Raw genomic sequence first — 16,161 nt, forward strand, 5'->3', positions numbered from 1 at the left:
GGAACGAGGTCAGCGGAGTCCGGTGCCGCGCGCGAGCGCGGTGTCGACCAGCGTCGAGACCAGGGTCCGGTAGTCGATGCCGGCGGCGTCCCACATGCGCGGGAACATCGAGATCGACGTGAAGCCGGGCATGGTGTTGATCTCGTTGATCACCGGGCCGTTCTCGGTGACGAAGAAGTCCACCCGGGCAAGACCCTGGCAGTCCAGCGCGGCGAAGGCGCGCACGGCGATCGCGCGGATCTCCTCGCTGATGTCGTCCTCGAGCTTGGCCGGGACGTCGAACTCGCAGATGTCGTCGAGGTACTTGGTGTCGAAGTCGTAGAAGGCGCCGTCGTCCTCCGCGAACTCGGGCATCCGAATCTCCGCGACGACGCTCGAACGCACTGCGCCGTCGGGGAATTCGAGAACTCCGCATTCGACCTCGCGGCCGTGGATCGCGGCCTCCACGATCACCTTCGGGTCGTGGCTGCGCGCGTGCGCGATCGCCTCGTCCAGGTCTTCCCAGGACGAGACCCGGCTGATCCCGATCGAGGATCCGCCGCGAGCGGGCTTGACGAACACCGGCAGTCCGAGTTCCGCTCGGTCGGCCTCCGCCAGGGTGGCGGTGCCGGGGCGCAGCACCACCTGTCTGCCGACGGGCAGTCCCTCCGCGGCGAGCAGCTTCTTGGTGAACTCCTTGTCCATGCCCGCAGCGCTGGCCAGCACGCCGGGGCCGACGTAGGGCAGCCCCGCGAGTTCGAGCAACCCCTGGATGGTGCCGTCCTCGCCGTAGGCGCCGTGCAGGACGGGAAAGACCACGTCGACCGACGCCAGGATCGCGCCCGCCTCCTCGTTACCGAGGGCGACCAGCGCGCCGGCCCGGGTCGGGTCGGCGGTCAGCGTCAGCGCCGCACCGGTGGTGTCCACCGAGGGCATCGAGCGGCCGTCGATCGCCAAGGTCGAGGGGTCGGCCGGGCCGAGCACCCAGGCGCCGTCGGGGGTGATTCCGATCGGCACCACCTCGTAGCGCTCCGGATCGAGGTAGCGCAGCACACTGCCGGCGGAAACACAGGACACCGAGTGCTCACTGCTGCGGCCACCGAAGACCACAGCCACCCTCGTACGCGGATTACTCACCTGCAAACAGTACCGTTCCAACCCGTGCGCGCCCTCATTCGGGTTTAATGCGCCGACCGAGCAGCAGTCCGACCGCCTCACGCACGGACAACCCCTCGTGGCAGACCTTGTGCACGGCCTCGGTGAGCGGCATCTCCACGCCGCTGCGCTGCGCGAGCGCCCGGACCGAGGTGCACGACTTGACGCCCTCGGCCACCTGCCCTCTGGTCGCCGCCTGGGCACTGGCCAGGGTGCCGCCCTGCGCGAGGTGAGTACCGAACGTCCGGTTTCGGGACAGCGGCGAGGAGCAGGTCGCGACCAGGTCGCCGACGCCGGCCAGACCGGCCAGAGTCGCCGGGTTCGCGCCGAGCGCCACGCCGAGTCGGATCATCTCCGCCAACCCCCGGGTGATGATCGAGGCGTTCGTGTTCTCACCGAGGCCGAGTCCCGATGCCATGCCACACGCGAGTGCGATGACGTTCTTGCAGGCCCCGCCGATCTCGCACCCGACCACGTCGACATTGGTGTACGGACGGAAATATCCTGTCGCACAAGATTTCTGAATCTCGACAGCCCGCGCCTCGTCGGTGCACGCGACGACCGTCGCGGCGGGCTGGCCTGCCGCGATCTCGCGAGCAAGGTTCGGCCCGGACAGCACCGCGACCCGGGACGGGTCGGCGCCGGTGACCTCACTGATCACCTCGCTCATTCGGAGCAGGGTGCCGCTCTCGATGCCCTTGGCCAGCGACAACAGCGACGAGTCGGACCCGATCAGTGGTGTCCACGCCGCCAGGTTCTCCCGCAACGACTGCGACGGGACCGCGAGCACCACGATGTCCGCGCCGTCGAGCGCCCGCTCCGGATCGCTCGTGGCCGCAAGCGTGGGCGGCAGCTCGATGCCGTCGAGATAGAACGGATTGACATGGCCGGTCGAGATCGCTTCCGCCACTTCCGCTCTGCGCGCCCACAGCGTGACGTCGGTGCCGGCATCCGCCAACACCTTCGCGAACGCGGTCCCCCACGAACCCGCCCCAAGTACCGCTGCTCTCGCCATCCAGCTCCTCCGCCCACTCCAGCCCGCAACTCACCGCATTCTGTCAGCAATCGACGGAGAGGGGGCCACGGCCGACCGCCCGAACCGGCGATGCTGGCAGGATTGGTCCCATGGACGTCGCGCCCCGCACACCGCCCCCCGGGCAGGCGCACGTGCTCATCGCCGTCAAGGACCTCGACCGGGCCAAGAGCCGGCTGGCACCGCGCCTCGGCCCCGCCGACCGCAATGCCCTGGTCCTGGCCATGCTGCGAGACACCCTGGCTGCCGCCCGCTCGGCGCCGGCGGTGGGCGAGGTCACCGTGATCACCCCGGACGCGACGGTCGCCGAGGCCGCCGAGGCCGCCGGCGCCCGGTGGTACCGCGACCCGGAGGACCCCGGCGGGGACGGGCTGAACGGGGTGCTGCGGGCTGCCGCCCGGGTAGCCGCTTCCCGTGTGGCCGACGGCCCACTCGTCGCGCTCCAGGGCGACCTGCCGTGCCTGGCCGGGACCGAACTGTCCGAAGCGCTCGACCGGGCTCGGTCGTATCCGCGCGCGATCGTCGTGGACCATCACGGCACCGGGACGTCCGCACTGATCGTGGGCGACCCGAGCACGGAGTTCGACCCGCGCTTCGGTGCGGGCTCGGCGCGGCGTCACCTGGACTCCGGCGCCACGGCGTTGGCCGGGAACTGGCCGGGTCTGCGACTCGACGTCGACACCGCCGCCGATCTGGACGCCGCAGCAGTCCTCGGCCCAGGGCCCGCTACTGCCGAGACGCTGCACCGAATCGGTTGGCAGCCAGGGTATCGGCGCAGCACAGAATTCATCTGAAATCTGAGGTCGTCGATTGTCGTGGGCTCTCGATCTGGGGGATGATCGACGCGTGAGCAACGGCGAGAGCGTGAGACAGGACATCGGAGCACAGGCGGCGACCAACGGGGTGCGTGAGGCCGGCCCGGCGACGACCAACCACCTGCCGGTGATCCCGACCGCGCCGCCCGCCGCCACCCCGCTGGCCGTCGACGGTTCGGTGATCCCGCTGGCCGAGGACCGCTACCTCAACCGCGAACTCAGCTGGCTCGACTTCAACTCCCGGGTGCTCAGCCTGGCCGAGGATCCGTCGCTCCCCCTCCTCGAACGCGCCAAGTTCCTGGCGATCTTCGCCTCGAACCTCGACGAGTTCTACATGGTGCGCGTCGCCGGCCTCAAGCGCCGCGACGAGACCGGACTGTCGGTCCGCTCGGCGGACGGGCTGACCCCGCGCGAACAACTGGCTCTGATCAATCGGCGCTCCCAGGAGATCACGGAGCGCCATGCGCGCACCTTCCTCGACAAGGTGCTCCCCGAGCTCGCGACCGCGGGCATCTCGATCATCCGGTGGTCCGACCTCGACGCCACCGAGGAGCGCCGGCTGTCGGAGTACTTCATCGACCAGGTGTTCCCGGTCCTCACCCCGCTGGCCGTCGATCCGGCGCACCCGTTCCCGTACATCAGCGGCCTCAGTCTCAACCTCGCGGTGACCGTGAAGGACTCGTCGACGGGCGGCGAACACTTCGCCAGGGTCAAGGTGCCCGACAACGTGGATCGGTTCGTCCGGGTGAACCGCACCGACTCCCCCGCCACCATCCCGGCGTTCCTGCCGATGGAGGCGCTGATCGCCGCGCACCTCGGCGTCCTGTTCCCCGGCATGGAGATCGTCGAGCACCACGCCTTCCGGATCACTCGCAACGCCGACTTCGAGGTCGAGGAAGATCGGGACGAGGACCTGCTACAGGCCCTCGAACGCGAACTCGCCCGCCGCCGGTTCGGGTCCCCGGTCCGGCTCGAGGTCGCCGACGACATGACCGACCACATGCTCGAACTGCTGCTGCGCGAGCTCGACGTCGACCCGGGCGATGTGATCCAGGTGCCCGGACTCCTCGACCTGTCGTGCCTGTGGCAGGTCTACGGCGTCGACCGCGCCAACCTCAAGGACGCGCCGTTCGTACCCGCCACCCACCCGGCGTTCGGCGAACGCGAGACACCCAAGAGTGTGTTCTCGACCCTGCGCGACGGGGACGTCCTGGTGCACCACCCGTACGACTCCTTCTCCACGAGCGTGCAGCGGTTCATCGAACAGGCGGCCGCCGACCCGCACGTACTCGCCATCAAGCAGACGCTGTACCGGACCTCCGGAGACTCCCCGATCGTCAACGCCCTCGTCGACGCCGCGGAGGCAGGCAAGCAGGTGGTCGCACTGGTGGAGATCAAGGCGCGCTTCGACGAGCAGGCGAACATCAAGTGGGCCCGCAAGCTGGAGCAGGCCGGCGTGCACGTGGTGTACGGGCTCGTCGGTCTCAAGACGCACTGCAAGACGTGCCTCGTGGTACGCCGCGAGGGCTCGACCATCCGCCGCTACTGCCACATCGGCACCGGCAACTACAACCCCAAGACCGCCCGGCTCTACGAGGACGTCGGCCTGCTGACGTCCTCGCCCGAGATCGGCGCGGACCTCACCGACCTGTTCAACTCACTGACCGGGTACTCGCGAAAAGCCAAGTACCGCAACCTTCTCGTCGCTCCCTACGGAGTGCGAGCGGGCATCGTCGCGCGCATCCAGGCAGAAACCGAGGCCAAGCTCGCGGGCCGCCCCGCCGGAATCCGCCTCAAGGCCAACGCACTCGTCGACGAGCAGGTGATCGACGCGCTCTACCGCGCCTCGCAGGCCGGGGTCCCCGTGCAGGTCGTCGTCCGGGGAATCTGCGCACTCAAACCCGGCGTCCCCGGCCTCAGCGAGAACATCGAGGTGCGTTCGATTCTCGGACGCTTCCTCGAGCACTCGCGCATCCTGCACTTCGTCGGCGCGAACGAGTTCTGGATCGGCAGCGCCGACATGATGCATCGCAATCTCGACCGCCGCGTCGAGGTCATGGCTCAGGTGAAGGATCCACGCCTGAGCCGCCAGCTCGGCGACATCTTCGACTCCGCGCTCGACCCGACCACCCGGTGCTGGGTGCTGCAGTCCGACGGCAGTTGGGCGGCCTCGCCCGCGCGCGGCGAGCAGGTCCGCGAACACCAACAGGAACTGATGCGCAGCCGCCGCGGCGGCGGCGCCTAGGCCACTTCTCCCGAGCGCAGGAAGGCAACTTTGTGACCTCGAAGTCGGATCGCCCGATCAAAGCCAACATCTTTGCGGCAGGGGCGGTCCTGTGGCGCAAGTCGCCGACCAACCCGTACGAGATCGAGATCGCCCTGATCCACCGCCCGAAGTACGACGACTGGTCATTCCCGAAGGGCAAGCTCGACCCGGGCGAGACTCCGGTGGTCGCCGCGCTGCGCGAGGTGGAGGAGGAGACCGGCCTTCGGGTGCAACTCGGCAGGCATGTCACCCGGGTGTCCTACGAGATCCCGGGGCACCGCAGGCGCAAGCGGGTCGACTACTGGGCGGCGGAGGCGCTGGGCGGGGAGTTCGTACCCAACAACGAGGTCGACGTGCTGCGCTGGCTCGCGCCGGACGACGTGTTCGGGGCGCTGTCGTATTCGGTGGACCACAAGGTCCTGCGCCGATTCCTCAAGTTGCCCGTCGACACCACCACCGTGCTGGTGGTCCGGCACGCGAAGGCGGGCCGCAGCGAGCGGTACTCGGGCGACGACGCACTCCGGCCGCTCGACAAGAACGGCAGGACGCAGGCCGCCGCCCTGAGCACGCTGCTGCAGGCGTTCGGGGCGACCGAGATTCACGCAGCGGATCGGGCGCGGTGTGTCCAGACGGTCGAACCTCTCGCGGAGGCCATCGGTGTCGACATCGCAGTCGAGCCGGCGCTCTCCGAGGAGGCGTACGCGAAGGATCCCGCGGCGGCGCAGGCGGTGACCCGAAAGATCGCGGCACGCGGCGGCGTTCAGGTCATCTGCAGCCAGGGCCGGGTGATCCCGGACCTGCTCGAGCGGTGGGCCGAGCGTGACGGAATCGATCTCCCACCTGCCCGCAACCGAAAGGGCAGCACCTGGGTGCTGTCGCTGTCGGGCGGCAAACTGGTCGCCGCGAACCACATCGACAGCGCACTGCCGGACGTGTAAGTCGTACACACGAACAGGGCGGCGACGGGATGTCCCGTCGCCGCCCCTGTTTCGCGCAGTCGGTCTGCTATCGCTTGCGGGCCGGAGCCTTCTTGGCCGGAGCCTTCTTGGCCGGTGCCGCCTTCTTCACGACCGCCTTCTTGGCGGGTGCCGCCTTCTTCGCGACGGTCTTCTTCGCCGGGGTCGCCTTGGCGACGGTCTTCTTGGCGACGGTCTTCTTCGCCGGGGTCGCCTTGGCGACGGTCTTCTTCGCGACCGTCTTCTTGGCCGGTGCCGCCTTCTTCACGACCGCCTTCTTGGCCGGTGCCGCCTTCTTCACGACCGCCTTCTTGGCGGGCGCCGCCTTCTTGGCCGGTGCCGCCTTGGCGACGGTCTTCTTCGCGGGTGCCGCCTTCTTGGCAACCGTCTTCTTCGCGGCCGCCTTCTTGGCCGGCGCCGCTGCGGAGCCACGCTTCACGGCGGGACCGCTGGCCGGCAGCTTCTGCTTGCCCGCGATGACGGCCTTGAACTGAGCGCCGGGACGGAAGGCCGGGACCGACGTCGGCTTGACCTTGACGGTCTCACCGGTGCGCGGGTTGCGCGCGACGCGAGCCGCGCGGCGGCGCTGCTCGAAGACGCCGAATCCTGTGATGGTGACGTTCTCACCGGCGTGCACGGCGCGGACGATGATGTCGACGACGTGCTCGACCGCTTCGGTCGCAGCCCGACGGTCCGAGCTCAGTCTCTCGGTGAGCTGATCAATGAGCTCTGCCTTGTTCATTGGATGTACCTCCGCATACCAATGGCCCATTGTCGGACCGACTAGCAAATACGGTAAACCGGAAAAGCGCAAGAGTCTATGTGCCACGCCAATTCTCATGCCCTTCTCAGCGGCGTGGCTCCCCTTGTCCGGCTACCGATCTGCTTAGTCCGCCTATCGGTCACCCTCTGCGATGCGCTCCGGAAGAGTCGCAGGTTTCCATGACGGCCTTGACTTTTCGAACTCGGAAATCGCGTCTACCTGGCGCAACGTCAATCCGATGTCGTCGAGGCCCTCGAGCAGACGCCACCGCGTGTAGTCGTCAATGCTGAAGCGCACCACTAGAGTTCCGGCGCTGATCGTCCGATTCGTGAGATCCACAACAATTTCGAGTCCGGGCTGTTCCTCGAGCAACTTCCAGAGCAACTCGACGTCCGCCTGCTCGACCTCGGCAGCGAGCAGACCGGCCTTGCCGGCGTTGCCGCGGAAGATGTCGGCGAAGCGGGACGCGATCACGACCCGAAAACCGAAGTCCGAGAGCGCCCACACCGCATGCTCGCGGGAGGACCCGGTGCCGAAGTCCGGCCCGGCCACCAGAACCGTTCCCTTGTCGTAGGGCGCGATGTTGAGAATGAACTCCGGATCGTTACGCCAGGCCGCGAAGAGCCCGTCCTCGAAACCCGTGCGAGTCACCCGCTTTAGGTAGACCGCGGGAATGATCTGATCGGTGTCGACATTTGATCGCCGCAGGGGGACGCCGATGCCCTTGTGAGTGGTGAAGGCTTCCATCGATTTATCTCCTGTCGCTTCCGTGTCTTCAGTCCAGGTCCGCAGGCGCGGAGAGCGTTCCGCGCACGGCGGTCGCCGCAGCAACCAGCGGCGAAACCAGATGCGTACGCCCGCCCTTGCCCTGTCGGCCCTCGAAGTTCCGGTTGGACGTGGAGGCCGAACGCTCGCCCGACGCCAGCTGATCCGGGTTCATGCCGAGGCACATCGAGCAACCTGCCTGCCGCCATTCGGCGCCGGCCGCGACGAAAATGTCACCCAGGCCCTCCTTCTCGGCTTCCGCGCGTACCCGCATCGAGCCGGGCACCACGAGCATGCGCACACCCGGAGCCACCTTGCGGCCCTTCAGGACGCTCGCCACGGCCCGCAGATCCTCGATCCGCCCGTTGGTGCAGGAACCGACGAACACGGTGTCCACGGCGATCTCACGCAGCGGCGTGCCCGCCTCCAGTCCCATGTAGCCGAGCGCCTTCTCGGCCGCGGCCCGCTCGCTCTCGTCGACGATGTCGGCGGGGTTCGGCACCGTCGCGCCGAGCGGAGCGCCCTGGCCCGGGTTGGTGCCCCAGGTCACGAATGGGGTGAGCGTGGATGCGTCGATGGTCACTTCGTTGTCGAAAACCGCACCCTCGTCGGTCTTCAACTGCTCCCAGGACGCGACCGCGGCGTCCCAGTCGGCGCCCGACGGGGCGTGCGGGCGGCCCTTGATGAACTCGTAGGTCGTCTCGTCGGGGGCGATCATGCCGGCACGTGCACCCGCCTCGATCGACATGTTGCAGATCGTCATTCGGGCTTCCATCGACAGGTTCCTGATGGCCTCGCCGCGGTACTCGAGCACGTAGCCCTGACCGCCGCCGGTCCCGATCTTGGCGATCACGGCGAGGATCAGGTCCTTGCTCATGACGCCGGGCGCGAGTTCACCCTCGACGTTGATCGCCATCGTCTTGAACGGACGCAGCGACAACGTCTGCGTCGCCATCACGTGCTCGACCTCGCTGGTTCCGATTCCCATTGCGAGAGCACCGAAAGCACCGTGCGTCGAGGTGTGGCTGTCACCACACACGACGGTCATGCCGGGCTGGGTCAGGCCGAGCTGCGGACCGACCACGTGCACGATGCCCTGGTCCAGGTCGCCCATCGCGTGCAGGCGGACACCGAACTCCTCGCAGTTGCGGCGCAACGTCTCGACCTGCGTGCGCGAGACCGGGTCGGCGATCGGCTTGTCGATGTCGACCGTCGGCACGTTGTGGTCCTCGGTCGCGATCGTGAGGTCGGGACGCCGAAGGGGGCGGCCCGCCAGCCGGAGTCCGTCGAACGCCTGCGGACTGGTCACCTCGTGAACCAGATGCAGATCGATGTAGATGAGGTCCGGCTTGCGCGCCGATCCCTCGCCCTCTCCCTTGACGACGACGTGCTCGTCCCACACCTTCTCCGCCAGGGTGCGCCCTGTGCTGGCCATGTTCTCCACCTCTTTGTGATTCGTCCCGCCCCGGGGATCAGACGGGCCCGGTCGGCGCCCGACTTCCATCATCTCTCGGTTCGAGTCGATCGCATCGTCCCGAATTTCCATCTCATAATGCGAGACGATAGTATCGACCTATGAGACAGCATAGCGGCTCCCCCGCCACCAGCGGGATCGGGGTACTCGACAAGGCCATGTCGGTTCTGTACGCCGTCGCCGAGCAACCGTGCAATCTCGGCGAACTGTGTGCGCGCACCGGATTGCCGCGCGCGACGGCCCACCGCCTCGCCGTCGGGCTCGAGGTGCACCGACTGCTCGCGCGCGACTCCGACGGCCTGTGGCGGCCGGGCCCCGGACTGTCCGAGCTGGCTCCCGCAGCGAACGACAGCCTGCTCGAAGCCGCCGCACTGGTGCTGCCGCGGCTGCGCGAGATCACCGGCGAGAGTGTCCAGCTCTATCGCCGCGAGGGCCTGCAGCGAGTCTGCGTCGCCTCGATGGAGCCGCCGACCGGCCTGCGCGACACCGTGCTCGTCGGGGCCCGGCTGCCGATGACCGCGGGCTCGGGGGCGAAGGTGCTACTCGCCTGGGCAGATCCACAGGTGCAGCGACTTGTCCTGCCCGACGCACTGTTCAGCGAACGGGTACTGGTGGAGGTCCGCAAGCGTGGCTGGGCACAGAGCGCGGCCGAGCGCGAGCCCGGCGTCGCCAGCGTCGCGGCACCGGTACGCGATCGCAGCGGCGCCGTGGTCGCGGCCATCTCCGTCTCCGGCCCCATCGACCGGATGGGCAGGCGTCCGGGCGCACGCTGGGCGGCGGACCTGCTCGCGGCCGCGGAGGCTCTGCACAAGCGCCTCTGAGATCTCGGCCGCCGACGCGCCCAGCCGTGGCACAGTGCATGCGACAACAGGTTCCGATCCCCATGGGAGGACGTCGCAGTGGGCACCAACCAACGGTCTCAGATCACGATGACCGAGTCCGAGATCACGCAGTTCGTCGAACGCAGCCGGGTCGCCACCATGGCGACCGTCGGCCACAGCGGGGCACCGCACCTCATCGCGATGTGGTACGCGCTGATCGACGGCGAGCTCTGGTTCGAGACGAAGGCCAAGTCGCAGAAGGCCGTCAACCTCCGTCGAGACGACCGGATCACCGTCATGATCGAGGACGGGCAGACCTACGACACCCTGCGCGGTGTCTCGTTCGAGGGCACGGCCGAGATCGTCGACGACGCCGACGCGCTCTGGCAGGTGGGCGTGAGCATCTGGGAGCGCTACACCGGCCCGTACTCCGCCGACGTCGATCCGGCCATCGAGATGATGCTGCACAAGCGGGTCGCGGTGCGCGTCCGGCCCGACCGGGTGCGCTCCTGGGATCACCGGAAGCTGGGACTGCCCCAGATGCCGGTCGGCGGCAGCACCGCACAGTACCTCTGACCCTCTGACACACTGCGTCTCCGCCGGCACGGCCCGGCTCGCGGGAAATTGCCGCGACGCGAGGCGGCGACGGCGGTACGGTCACGGTGCGACCGACAACAGGAGGAACGCATCGTGACCGACTCCGAGAACGAACAGATCAAGCAGCAGTTCCGTGAGGCGCTCGACCGGAAGAACCACAAGAACGCGACGCCGGCGTCGAGTTCGGCCGGCGACTCGAAAATTCATCACACCCACGGGCCCGCCGACCACAAGCGAGAATTCCGCCGCAAAAGCGGCTGAGCTCGCGCAGAAACGACAAAGACCCTCCGGACAACCGGAGGGTCTTTTCGTTGTAGCCCCGACGGGATTCGAACCCGCGCTACCGCCTTGAGAGGGCGGCGTCCTAGGCCGCTAGACGACGGGGCCAGGATCATGATCGCCACATTCTCGCGATCACATGTTTTCGGCACGCTCTCCGTGGTAGCCCCGACGGGATTCGAACCCGCGCTACCGCCTTGAGAGGGCGGCGTCCTAGGCCGCTAGACGACGGGGCCAGGGAACGTGCCGTGTACTGCTCGGACAGTCCGGCGAAATATTCACTGAACTCACCGCTGGGGTACCAGGACTCGAACCTAGAATGGCGGTACCAGAAACCGCTGTGTTGCCAATTACACCATACCCCAATGACCTCGGCGGCTCGCTCAACCTTGCGGCTGTGCGCTCCGTTTCGGACGAGGAGAACAATAGCAAAGCCCTGGGGTGATTCTCCAAATCGGCTGGTCAGGGGGCCGATATCGGCCCCCTGACCGCGACCGCCGGACCTACTGGCCGACCTGGGCGCGTGCCGAGCGCAACCGGGCCATCGTCTTCTCGCGGCCGAGCAACTCCATCGACTCGTACAGCGGCGGACTGATGTGCGAACCGGTCACCGCGACGCGCACCGGAGCAAAGGCCTTGCGCGGCTTGAGTTCCAACCCCTCGATGAGTGCGGCCTTGAGCGCCTCCTCGAGATCCGCGGTGACCCAGGTCTCCAGCCCGTCGAGGGCGGCGACTGTCGCGTCGAGCACCGGCGCGGCGTCGGCGCCCAGGTTCTTCGCCGCGGTGGCCGGATCGATCGCGAAGTCCGCCTCGTCGACGAACAGGAACTTCAGCAGGTCCCAGGCGTCGGAGAGCACGACGATGCGGGTCTGCACGAGGTCGGCTGCGACGTCGAACTGTTCGACGGTCACGGCATCGACGGGGTGACCGTGCGTGGTCAGGTACGCCCGCAGTCGGGCCGAGAAGTCGGCGGGCTCGAGCAGTCGGATGTGCTCGGCGTTGATCGCGTCGGCCTTCTTCTGGTCGAAGCGCGCCGGATTCGAGTTCACCTTCGAGACGTCGAACGCCTCGACCATCTCCGTGAGGGAGAACACGTCGTGGTCGTCGGCGATGCTCCAGCCCAGCAGCGCCAGGTAGTTGAGCAGGCCCTCGGGGATGAACCCGCGGTCGCGGTGGATGAACAGGTTCGACTCGGGGTCACGCTTGGACAGCTTCTTGTTGCCCTGCCCCATCACGAACGGCAGGTGCCCGAACTCCGGGGTGAACTCGGCGACGCCGACGCGCTGCAGCGCCTCGTAGAGCGCCAGCTGACGCGGCGTGGAGGACAGCAGGTCCTCACCGCGCAGCACGTGGGTGATCTTCATCAGCGCGTCGTCGACCGGGTTCACGAGCGTGTACAGCGGAATGCCGTTGCCGCGGGTGAGCGCGAAGTCCGGCACCGTGCCCGCCTTGAACGTCGTCTCGCCGCGCACGAGGTCCACCCAGGTCAGGTCGTGGTCGGGCATCCGCAGCCGCACGACGGGCTTGCGTCCCTCGTCGAGGTACGCCTGGCGCTGCTCGTCGGTCAGGTCGCGGTCGAAGTTGTCGTAGCCGAGCTTGGGGTCGCGGCCGGCAGCCTTGTGCCGGGCCTCGACCTCCTCCGGCGTGGAGAACGACTCGTAGGCCTCACCCGCGGCGAGCAACTTCGCCACCACCTCGAGGTGCAGGTCCCGGCGCTGGGACTGCCGGTACGGCTCGTAGGGGCCGCCGACCTCGGGTCCCTCGTCCCAGGTCAGTCCGAGCCACCGCAGCGCGTCGAGGATCGCCTGGTACGACTCCTCCGAGTCGCGGGCCGCGTCGGTGTCCTCGATGCGGAAGACGAACTTGCCGCCGTGGTGCCGCGCGTAAGCCCAGTTGAACAGGGCCGTACGGATCAGCCCGACGTGCGGGGTTCCGGTGGGTGACGGGCAGAAACGAACACGCACTTCGCTGGTGGTCATGGCTCACTTGGCTCTAGGGGATGAAATCGGTCCCCTACAGGTTAGTCCCACACCGGTTCCGCCGTCCGGAACGGACGGCGCCGTTCAGCCCTTTGCGGCGACCGGATTGGTGAGGGTGCCGATGCCCTCGATCGTCACACTGACGGTGTCGCCGGCGACGATCGGGCCGACGCCCTCCGGGGTGCCGGTGAGGATCACGTCGCCGGGCAGCAGCGTCATCACCGCGGTGACCCACTCGATGATCTTCGGAATGTCGTGCAGCAGAAGCGATGTGCGGCTGCGCTGCTTGAGCGCACCGTCGACCTCAGTCTTGATCTCGAGATCGGACGCGTCGAGCGACGTCTCGATCCAGGGCCCGAGCGGGCAGAAGGTGTCGTGGCCCTTGGCCCGAGTCCACTGCCCGTCCTTCCGCTGGTGGTCGCGCGCGGAGACGTCGTTGGCCACGGTGTAGCCGAGCACCACCTCGAGCGCTTTCGCAGCGGGCACGTCCTTGCACGGACGGCCGATCACGATCGCCAGCTCGCCCTCGTAGTGCACCTCGTTCGAGGTGGGCGGCAACAGGATCGGCGCACCCGGCCCGACGATCGAGGTGTTCGGCTTGAGGAAGATCACCGGATCCTCGGGCGCCTCGCCGCCCATCTCGGCGGCGTGCGCGGCGTAGTTCTTGCCGACGCAGATCACCTTGCTGGCGAGGATCGGAGCGAGCAGTCGCACGTCGGCGAGCGGCCAGCTCCGACCGGTGAAAGTCGGGGTACCGAAGGGATGTTCGGCGATCTCCTTCGCCGTCCGCGCGTCGCCCTCCCCCTCGATGGACACGAAGGCGACCCCGTCGGGGCTGGCAATTCGACCTAGGCGCATGGCGGAATCCTAGCGCTCGTCCATTATGTGGGATTGCCATTTCAGGTACTGGGACACTCCTCGTAGCGTGGAGGCATGACCACCGCCGCGCCGCCCGCCGTCAGCACCACCCGACGCTGGTCGATGCTCGGCCTCGGCGTCTTTGCACAGGCCGCGGGCGGTGTCTTCGCCAACGCCCCCGCATTCCTCATCCCGACCCTGCACGATCGCGCGGGGCTGAGCCTCGCCCAGGCGGGCGTCATCGCCGCGATGCCGACCGTCGGTTTCCTGGTCAGCCTGATCGCGTGGGGCGCGGTGGTCGACCGCATCGGCGAACGTCGCGTACTCGGCATCGGACTGGGTGCGGCGGCGCTCGCCTCGGCCGCGGCCGCCGTCACCGCCGACATCTCGCTGGGCCTGCTCGGCGCGTTCCTGTTCCTCGGCGGCACCGCCGCATCGAGCGCCAACGCCGCCAGCGGACGCGTCGTCGTCGGCTGGTTCCCGGCTCACCAACGTGGATTCGCCATGGGCATCCGGCAGATGGCCCTGCCACTGGGGGTCGCGGTGGCGGCGTTGACCGTCCCGCGGATCGCATCTGACCACGGAATCTCTTGGGCCATGACACTTCCCGCGATCATCTGTGTGGCGGCCGCGGTGTGCTGCCTGGCGTTCGTGATCGACCCGCCCCGGCCGAGCCGGGCCGACGCCGCCGAGCAGGGACTGCTGGACAACCCGTACCGCGGACGCAGTGTGCTGTGGCGGATCCACGCGGTGTCGGTGCTGCTGGTGGTCCCGCAGTACCTGGTGTGGACGTTCGCACTGGTGTGGCTGATCACCGACCGGCACTGGTCGGCCGCGTCGGCCGGTGTGCTCGTCACCGCAGCGCAACTGCTCGGTGCGGCCGGGCGTATCGGCGCCGGCGCCTGGTCGGACCGGGTGGGCAGCCGGATGCGGCCGCTGCGTCAGGTCGCACTGGCCGCCGCGGTGTCCATGGCCGCGTTGGCGGTGACCGACTGGCTGGACTCGCCGATCTCCGTCGCCCTGCTGCTCCTGGCTTCGGTGATCACGGTCGCGGACAACGGGTTGGCGTTCACCGCCGTCGCCGAGATCTCCGGGCCCTACTGGAGCGGTCGGGCGCTGGGCGCGCAGAACACCAGCCAGTACCTGGCCGCCTCGGTGGTGCCGCCGCTGTTCGGCGCAGTGATCGGGGTGTTCGGATTCCCGGCCGCCTTCGCGCTCGCCGCGCTGTGTCCCGTGCTCGCTGCTCCCCTGGTCCCGCCGGACCACCCCGAGCGCGCCTCCTAGAACTGGTGAAGGGAACCATCATTCGGTCTGACCGAATGATGGTTCCCTTCACCCAGGTTGGGAACCGGTCAGACGGCGGCGGTGATGCGGTCGCCGACCTCGGCGGTGACGATCGGGGCGTCACCGCGAGCGGCGAGGTCAGCCTCGACCGCACGCTCGACGCGGGCGGCGTCCTCGTCACGGCCGAGGTGACGCAGCAGCAGCGCGACCGACGAGATCGCGGCGGTGGGATCGGCGATCCCCTTGCCCGCGATGTCCGGGGCGCTGCCGTGCACGGGCTCGAACATCGACGGGTTGGTGCCCGACGCGTCGATGTTGCCGGACGCCGAGAGGCCGATACCGCCGGTGACCGCGCCGGCCAGGTCGGTGATGATGTCGCCGAACAGGTTGTCGGTGACGATCACGTCGAAGCGGGACGGGTCGGACACCATGTAGATGGTCGCCGCGTCGATGTGGCAGTACGCCGTCTCGACCTCGGGGAACTCGGCGCCCACGGTCTCGATCGCGCGGGTCCAGATGGCGCCGGCATTCGAGAGCACGTTGGTCTTGTGGATCAGCGTGAGGTGCTTGCGTCGGGTCTGCGCGAGCTCGAACGCGTACCGGACGACGCGCTCGGCGCCGAACCAGGTGTTGATCGAGACCTCGGTCGCGATCTCGTGCGGGGTGCCGACGCGGATCGCGCCGCCGTTACCCGTGTACGGACCCTCGGTGCCCTCACGCACGACCACGAAGTCGATGTCGGGGTTCGCGGCCAGCGGCGACGTCGAGCCCGGGTACAGCCGCGACGGCCGCAGGTTCACGTGGTGGTCCAGCTGGAACCGCATGTTCAGCAGCAGGCCCCGCTCGAGCACCCCCGGGGCGACGATCCGCGGGTCGCCGATGGCGCCGAGCAGGATCGCGTCGTGCTGACGGATCTCCGCGAGCTCCGCCTCGGGCAGCAGCTCACCGGTCGCGTTGTAGCGCTTGGCACCGAGGTCGTACTCGGTGGTCTCCAGGTCCGGGACCAGCTTTCGCAGCACCTTGAGCGCCTCGGTCGTGACCTCGACACCGATGCCGTCTCCGGGGATGACCGCAAGCTTCATGAACACTCCTTCAAGTGGATACGACTGCAGGTAGAAACGGCGGGGCCGCGACCAA

15 protein-coding genes and 3 tRNA genes are annotated in these 16,161 nt (G+C 68.3%); 7 read left to right on the forward strand and 11 right to left on the reverse strand.

Going from position 1 to position 16,161, the window contains the following annotated elements:
- Nucleotides 1-9 precede the first annotated feature (9 nt).
- Together FK531_RS16430 and FK531_RS16435 are read right to left on the reverse strand one after the other, a co-directional pair.
- Entirely contained in the window at nucleotides 10-1,116 is a 1,107-nt protein-coding gene (locus tag FK531_RS16430) for a D-alanine--D-alanine ligase family protein (protein ID WP_142101200.1), read from the reverse strand.
- Nucleotides 1,117-1,150: 34 nt separating this feature from the next.
- Nucleotides 1,151-2,149, reverse strand: a complete 999-nt coding sequence (locus FK531_RS16435) for an NAD(P)H-dependent glycerol-3-phosphate dehydrogenase (RefSeq protein WP_142101202.1) — start codon at nucleotides 2,147-2,149, stop codon at nucleotides 1,151-1,153.
- 110 nt (nucleotides 2,150-2,259) lie between these two features.
- Here FK531_RS16435 and cofC point away from each other — a divergent pair, with 110 nt between their 5' ends.
- The 3 genes from cofC to FK531_RS16450 all read left to right on the forward strand — a co-directional run bounded on the left by cofC (nucleotide 2,260) and on the right by FK531_RS16450 (nucleotide 6,186).
- Nucleotides 2,260-2,961 (forward strand): 2-phospho-L-lactate guanylyltransferase, encoded by a 702-nt coding sequence (cofC, locus tag FK531_RS16440; RefSeq protein ID WP_142101203.1) that lies wholly within the window; start codon nucleotides 2,260-2,262, stop codon nucleotides 2,959-2,961.
- Nucleotides 2,962-3,070: 109 nt separating this feature from the next.
- Complete coding sequence (locus FK531_RS16445) at nucleotides 3,071-5,227, forward strand: RNA degradosome polyphosphate kinase (protein ID WP_290367635.1); 2,157 nt, start codon at nucleotides 3,071-3,073, stop codon at nucleotides 5,225-5,227.
- Between the two features lie 32 nt (nucleotides 5,228-5,259).
- A complete protein-coding gene (locus FK531_RS16450; RefSeq protein WP_142101205.1) occupies nucleotides 5,260-6,186 on the forward strand; it encodes an NUDIX hydrolase in 927 nt (308 codons plus the stop codon).
- Between the two features lie 67 nt (nucleotides 6,187-6,253).
- Here FK531_RS16450 and FK531_RS16455 read toward each other — a convergent pair whose 3' ends face one another.
- From FK531_RS16455 to leuC, 3 genes are all read right to left on the reverse strand, one after another.
- Nucleotides 6,254-6,946: an HU family DNA-binding protein gene (locus tag FK531_RS16455; protein WP_142101207.1), complete on the reverse strand. Its 693-nt coding sequence runs from the start codon at nucleotides 6,944-6,946 to the stop codon at nucleotides 6,254-6,256.
- 153 nt (nucleotides 6,947-7,099) lie between these two features.
- Complete coding sequence (leuD, locus tag FK531_RS16460) at nucleotides 7,100-7,714, reverse strand: 3-isopropylmalate dehydratase small subunit (protein WP_142101208.1); 615 nt, start codon at nucleotides 7,712-7,714, stop codon at nucleotides 7,100-7,102.
- A 28-nt stretch (nucleotides 7,715-7,742) separates the two neighbouring features.
- Nucleotides 7,743-9,176 carry a 3-isopropylmalate dehydratase large subunit gene (leuC, locus tag FK531_RS16465; protein ID WP_181762989.1) on the reverse strand — a complete coding sequence of 478 codons (1,434 nt, stop codon included), beginning with the start codon at nucleotides 9,174-9,176 and terminating at the stop codon, nucleotides 7,743-7,745.
- Nucleotides 9,177-9,307: 131 nt separating this feature from the next.
- On the opposite strand from leuC, the gene FK531_RS16470 reads away from it, so the two are divergent.
- From FK531_RS16470 to FK531_RS22440, 3 genes are all read left to right on the forward strand, one after another.
- A complete protein-coding gene (locus FK531_RS16470) occupies nucleotides 9,308-10,027 on the forward strand; it encodes an IclR family transcriptional regulator (protein ID WP_142101211.1) in 720 nt (239 codons plus the stop codon).
- Between the two features lie 78 nt (nucleotides 10,028-10,105).
- Complete coding sequence (locus FK531_RS16475) at nucleotides 10,106-10,603, forward strand: PPOX class F420-dependent oxidoreductase (RefSeq protein ID WP_142101213.1); 498 nt, start codon at nucleotides 10,106-10,108, stop codon at nucleotides 10,601-10,603.
- 114 nt (nucleotides 10,604-10,717) lie between these two features.
- Nucleotides 10,718-10,885, forward strand: coding sequence for a DUF5302 domain-containing protein (locus FK531_RS22440; protein WP_181762990.1), 168 nt, complete (start codon nucleotides 10,718-10,720; stop codon nucleotides 10,883-10,885).
- Between the two features lie 53 nt (nucleotides 10,886-10,938).
- Here FK531_RS22440 and FK531_RS16480 read toward each other — a convergent pair.
- The 5 genes from FK531_RS16480 to FK531_RS16500 form a co-directional block, all read right to left on the reverse strand.
- Nucleotides 10,939-11,011: transfer RNA gene (locus FK531_RS16480), tRNA-Glu, on the reverse strand.
- A 52-nt stretch (nucleotides 11,012-11,063) separates the two neighbouring features.
- Nucleotides 11,064-11,139, reverse strand: a tRNA-Glu gene (locus tag FK531_RS16485).
- A 57-nt stretch (nucleotides 11,140-11,196) separates the two neighbouring features.
- Nucleotides 11,197-11,268 (reverse strand) — tRNA-Gln (locus FK531_RS16490).
- A 138-nt stretch (nucleotides 11,269-11,406) separates the two neighbouring features.
- A complete protein-coding gene (gltX, locus tag FK531_RS16495) occupies nucleotides 11,407-12,882 on the reverse strand; it encodes a glutamate--tRNA ligase (protein ID WP_142101215.1) in 1,476 nt (491 codons plus the stop codon).
- 84 nt (nucleotides 12,883-12,966) lie between these two features.
- On the reverse strand, nucleotides 12,967-13,740 hold the full coding sequence (locus FK531_RS16500) for a fumarylacetoacetate hydrolase family protein (RefSeq protein WP_142101217.1): 774 nt from the start codon (nucleotides 13,738-13,740) through the stop codon (nucleotides 12,967-12,969).
- 75 nt (nucleotides 13,741-13,815) lie between these two features.
- On the opposite strand from FK531_RS16500, the gene FK531_RS16505 reads away from it, so the two are divergent.
- The gene (locus FK531_RS16505) at nucleotides 13,816-15,024 is read left to right on the forward strand and encodes an MFS transporter (protein ID WP_181762991.1); all 1,209 of its coding nucleotides are present in this window, start codon (nucleotides 13,816-13,818) and stop codon (nucleotides 15,022-15,024) included.
- A 68-nt stretch (nucleotides 15,025-15,092) separates the two neighbouring features.
- Here the strand turns inward: FK531_RS16505 and FK531_RS16510 are convergent, their stop codons facing one another.
- A complete protein-coding gene (locus tag FK531_RS16510; RefSeq protein WP_142101219.1) occupies nucleotides 15,093-16,106 on the reverse strand; it encodes a 3-isopropylmalate dehydrogenase in 1,014 nt (337 codons plus the stop codon).
- Between the last annotated feature and the right edge of the window lie 55 nt (nucleotides 16,107-16,161).

This window comes from Rhodococcus spelaei (genome assembly GCF_006704125.1).
In the GTDB taxonomy this organism is placed as follows: Bacteria; Actinomycetota; Actinomycetes; order Mycobacteriales; family Mycobacteriaceae; genus Rhodococcus_G; species Rhodococcus_G spelaei.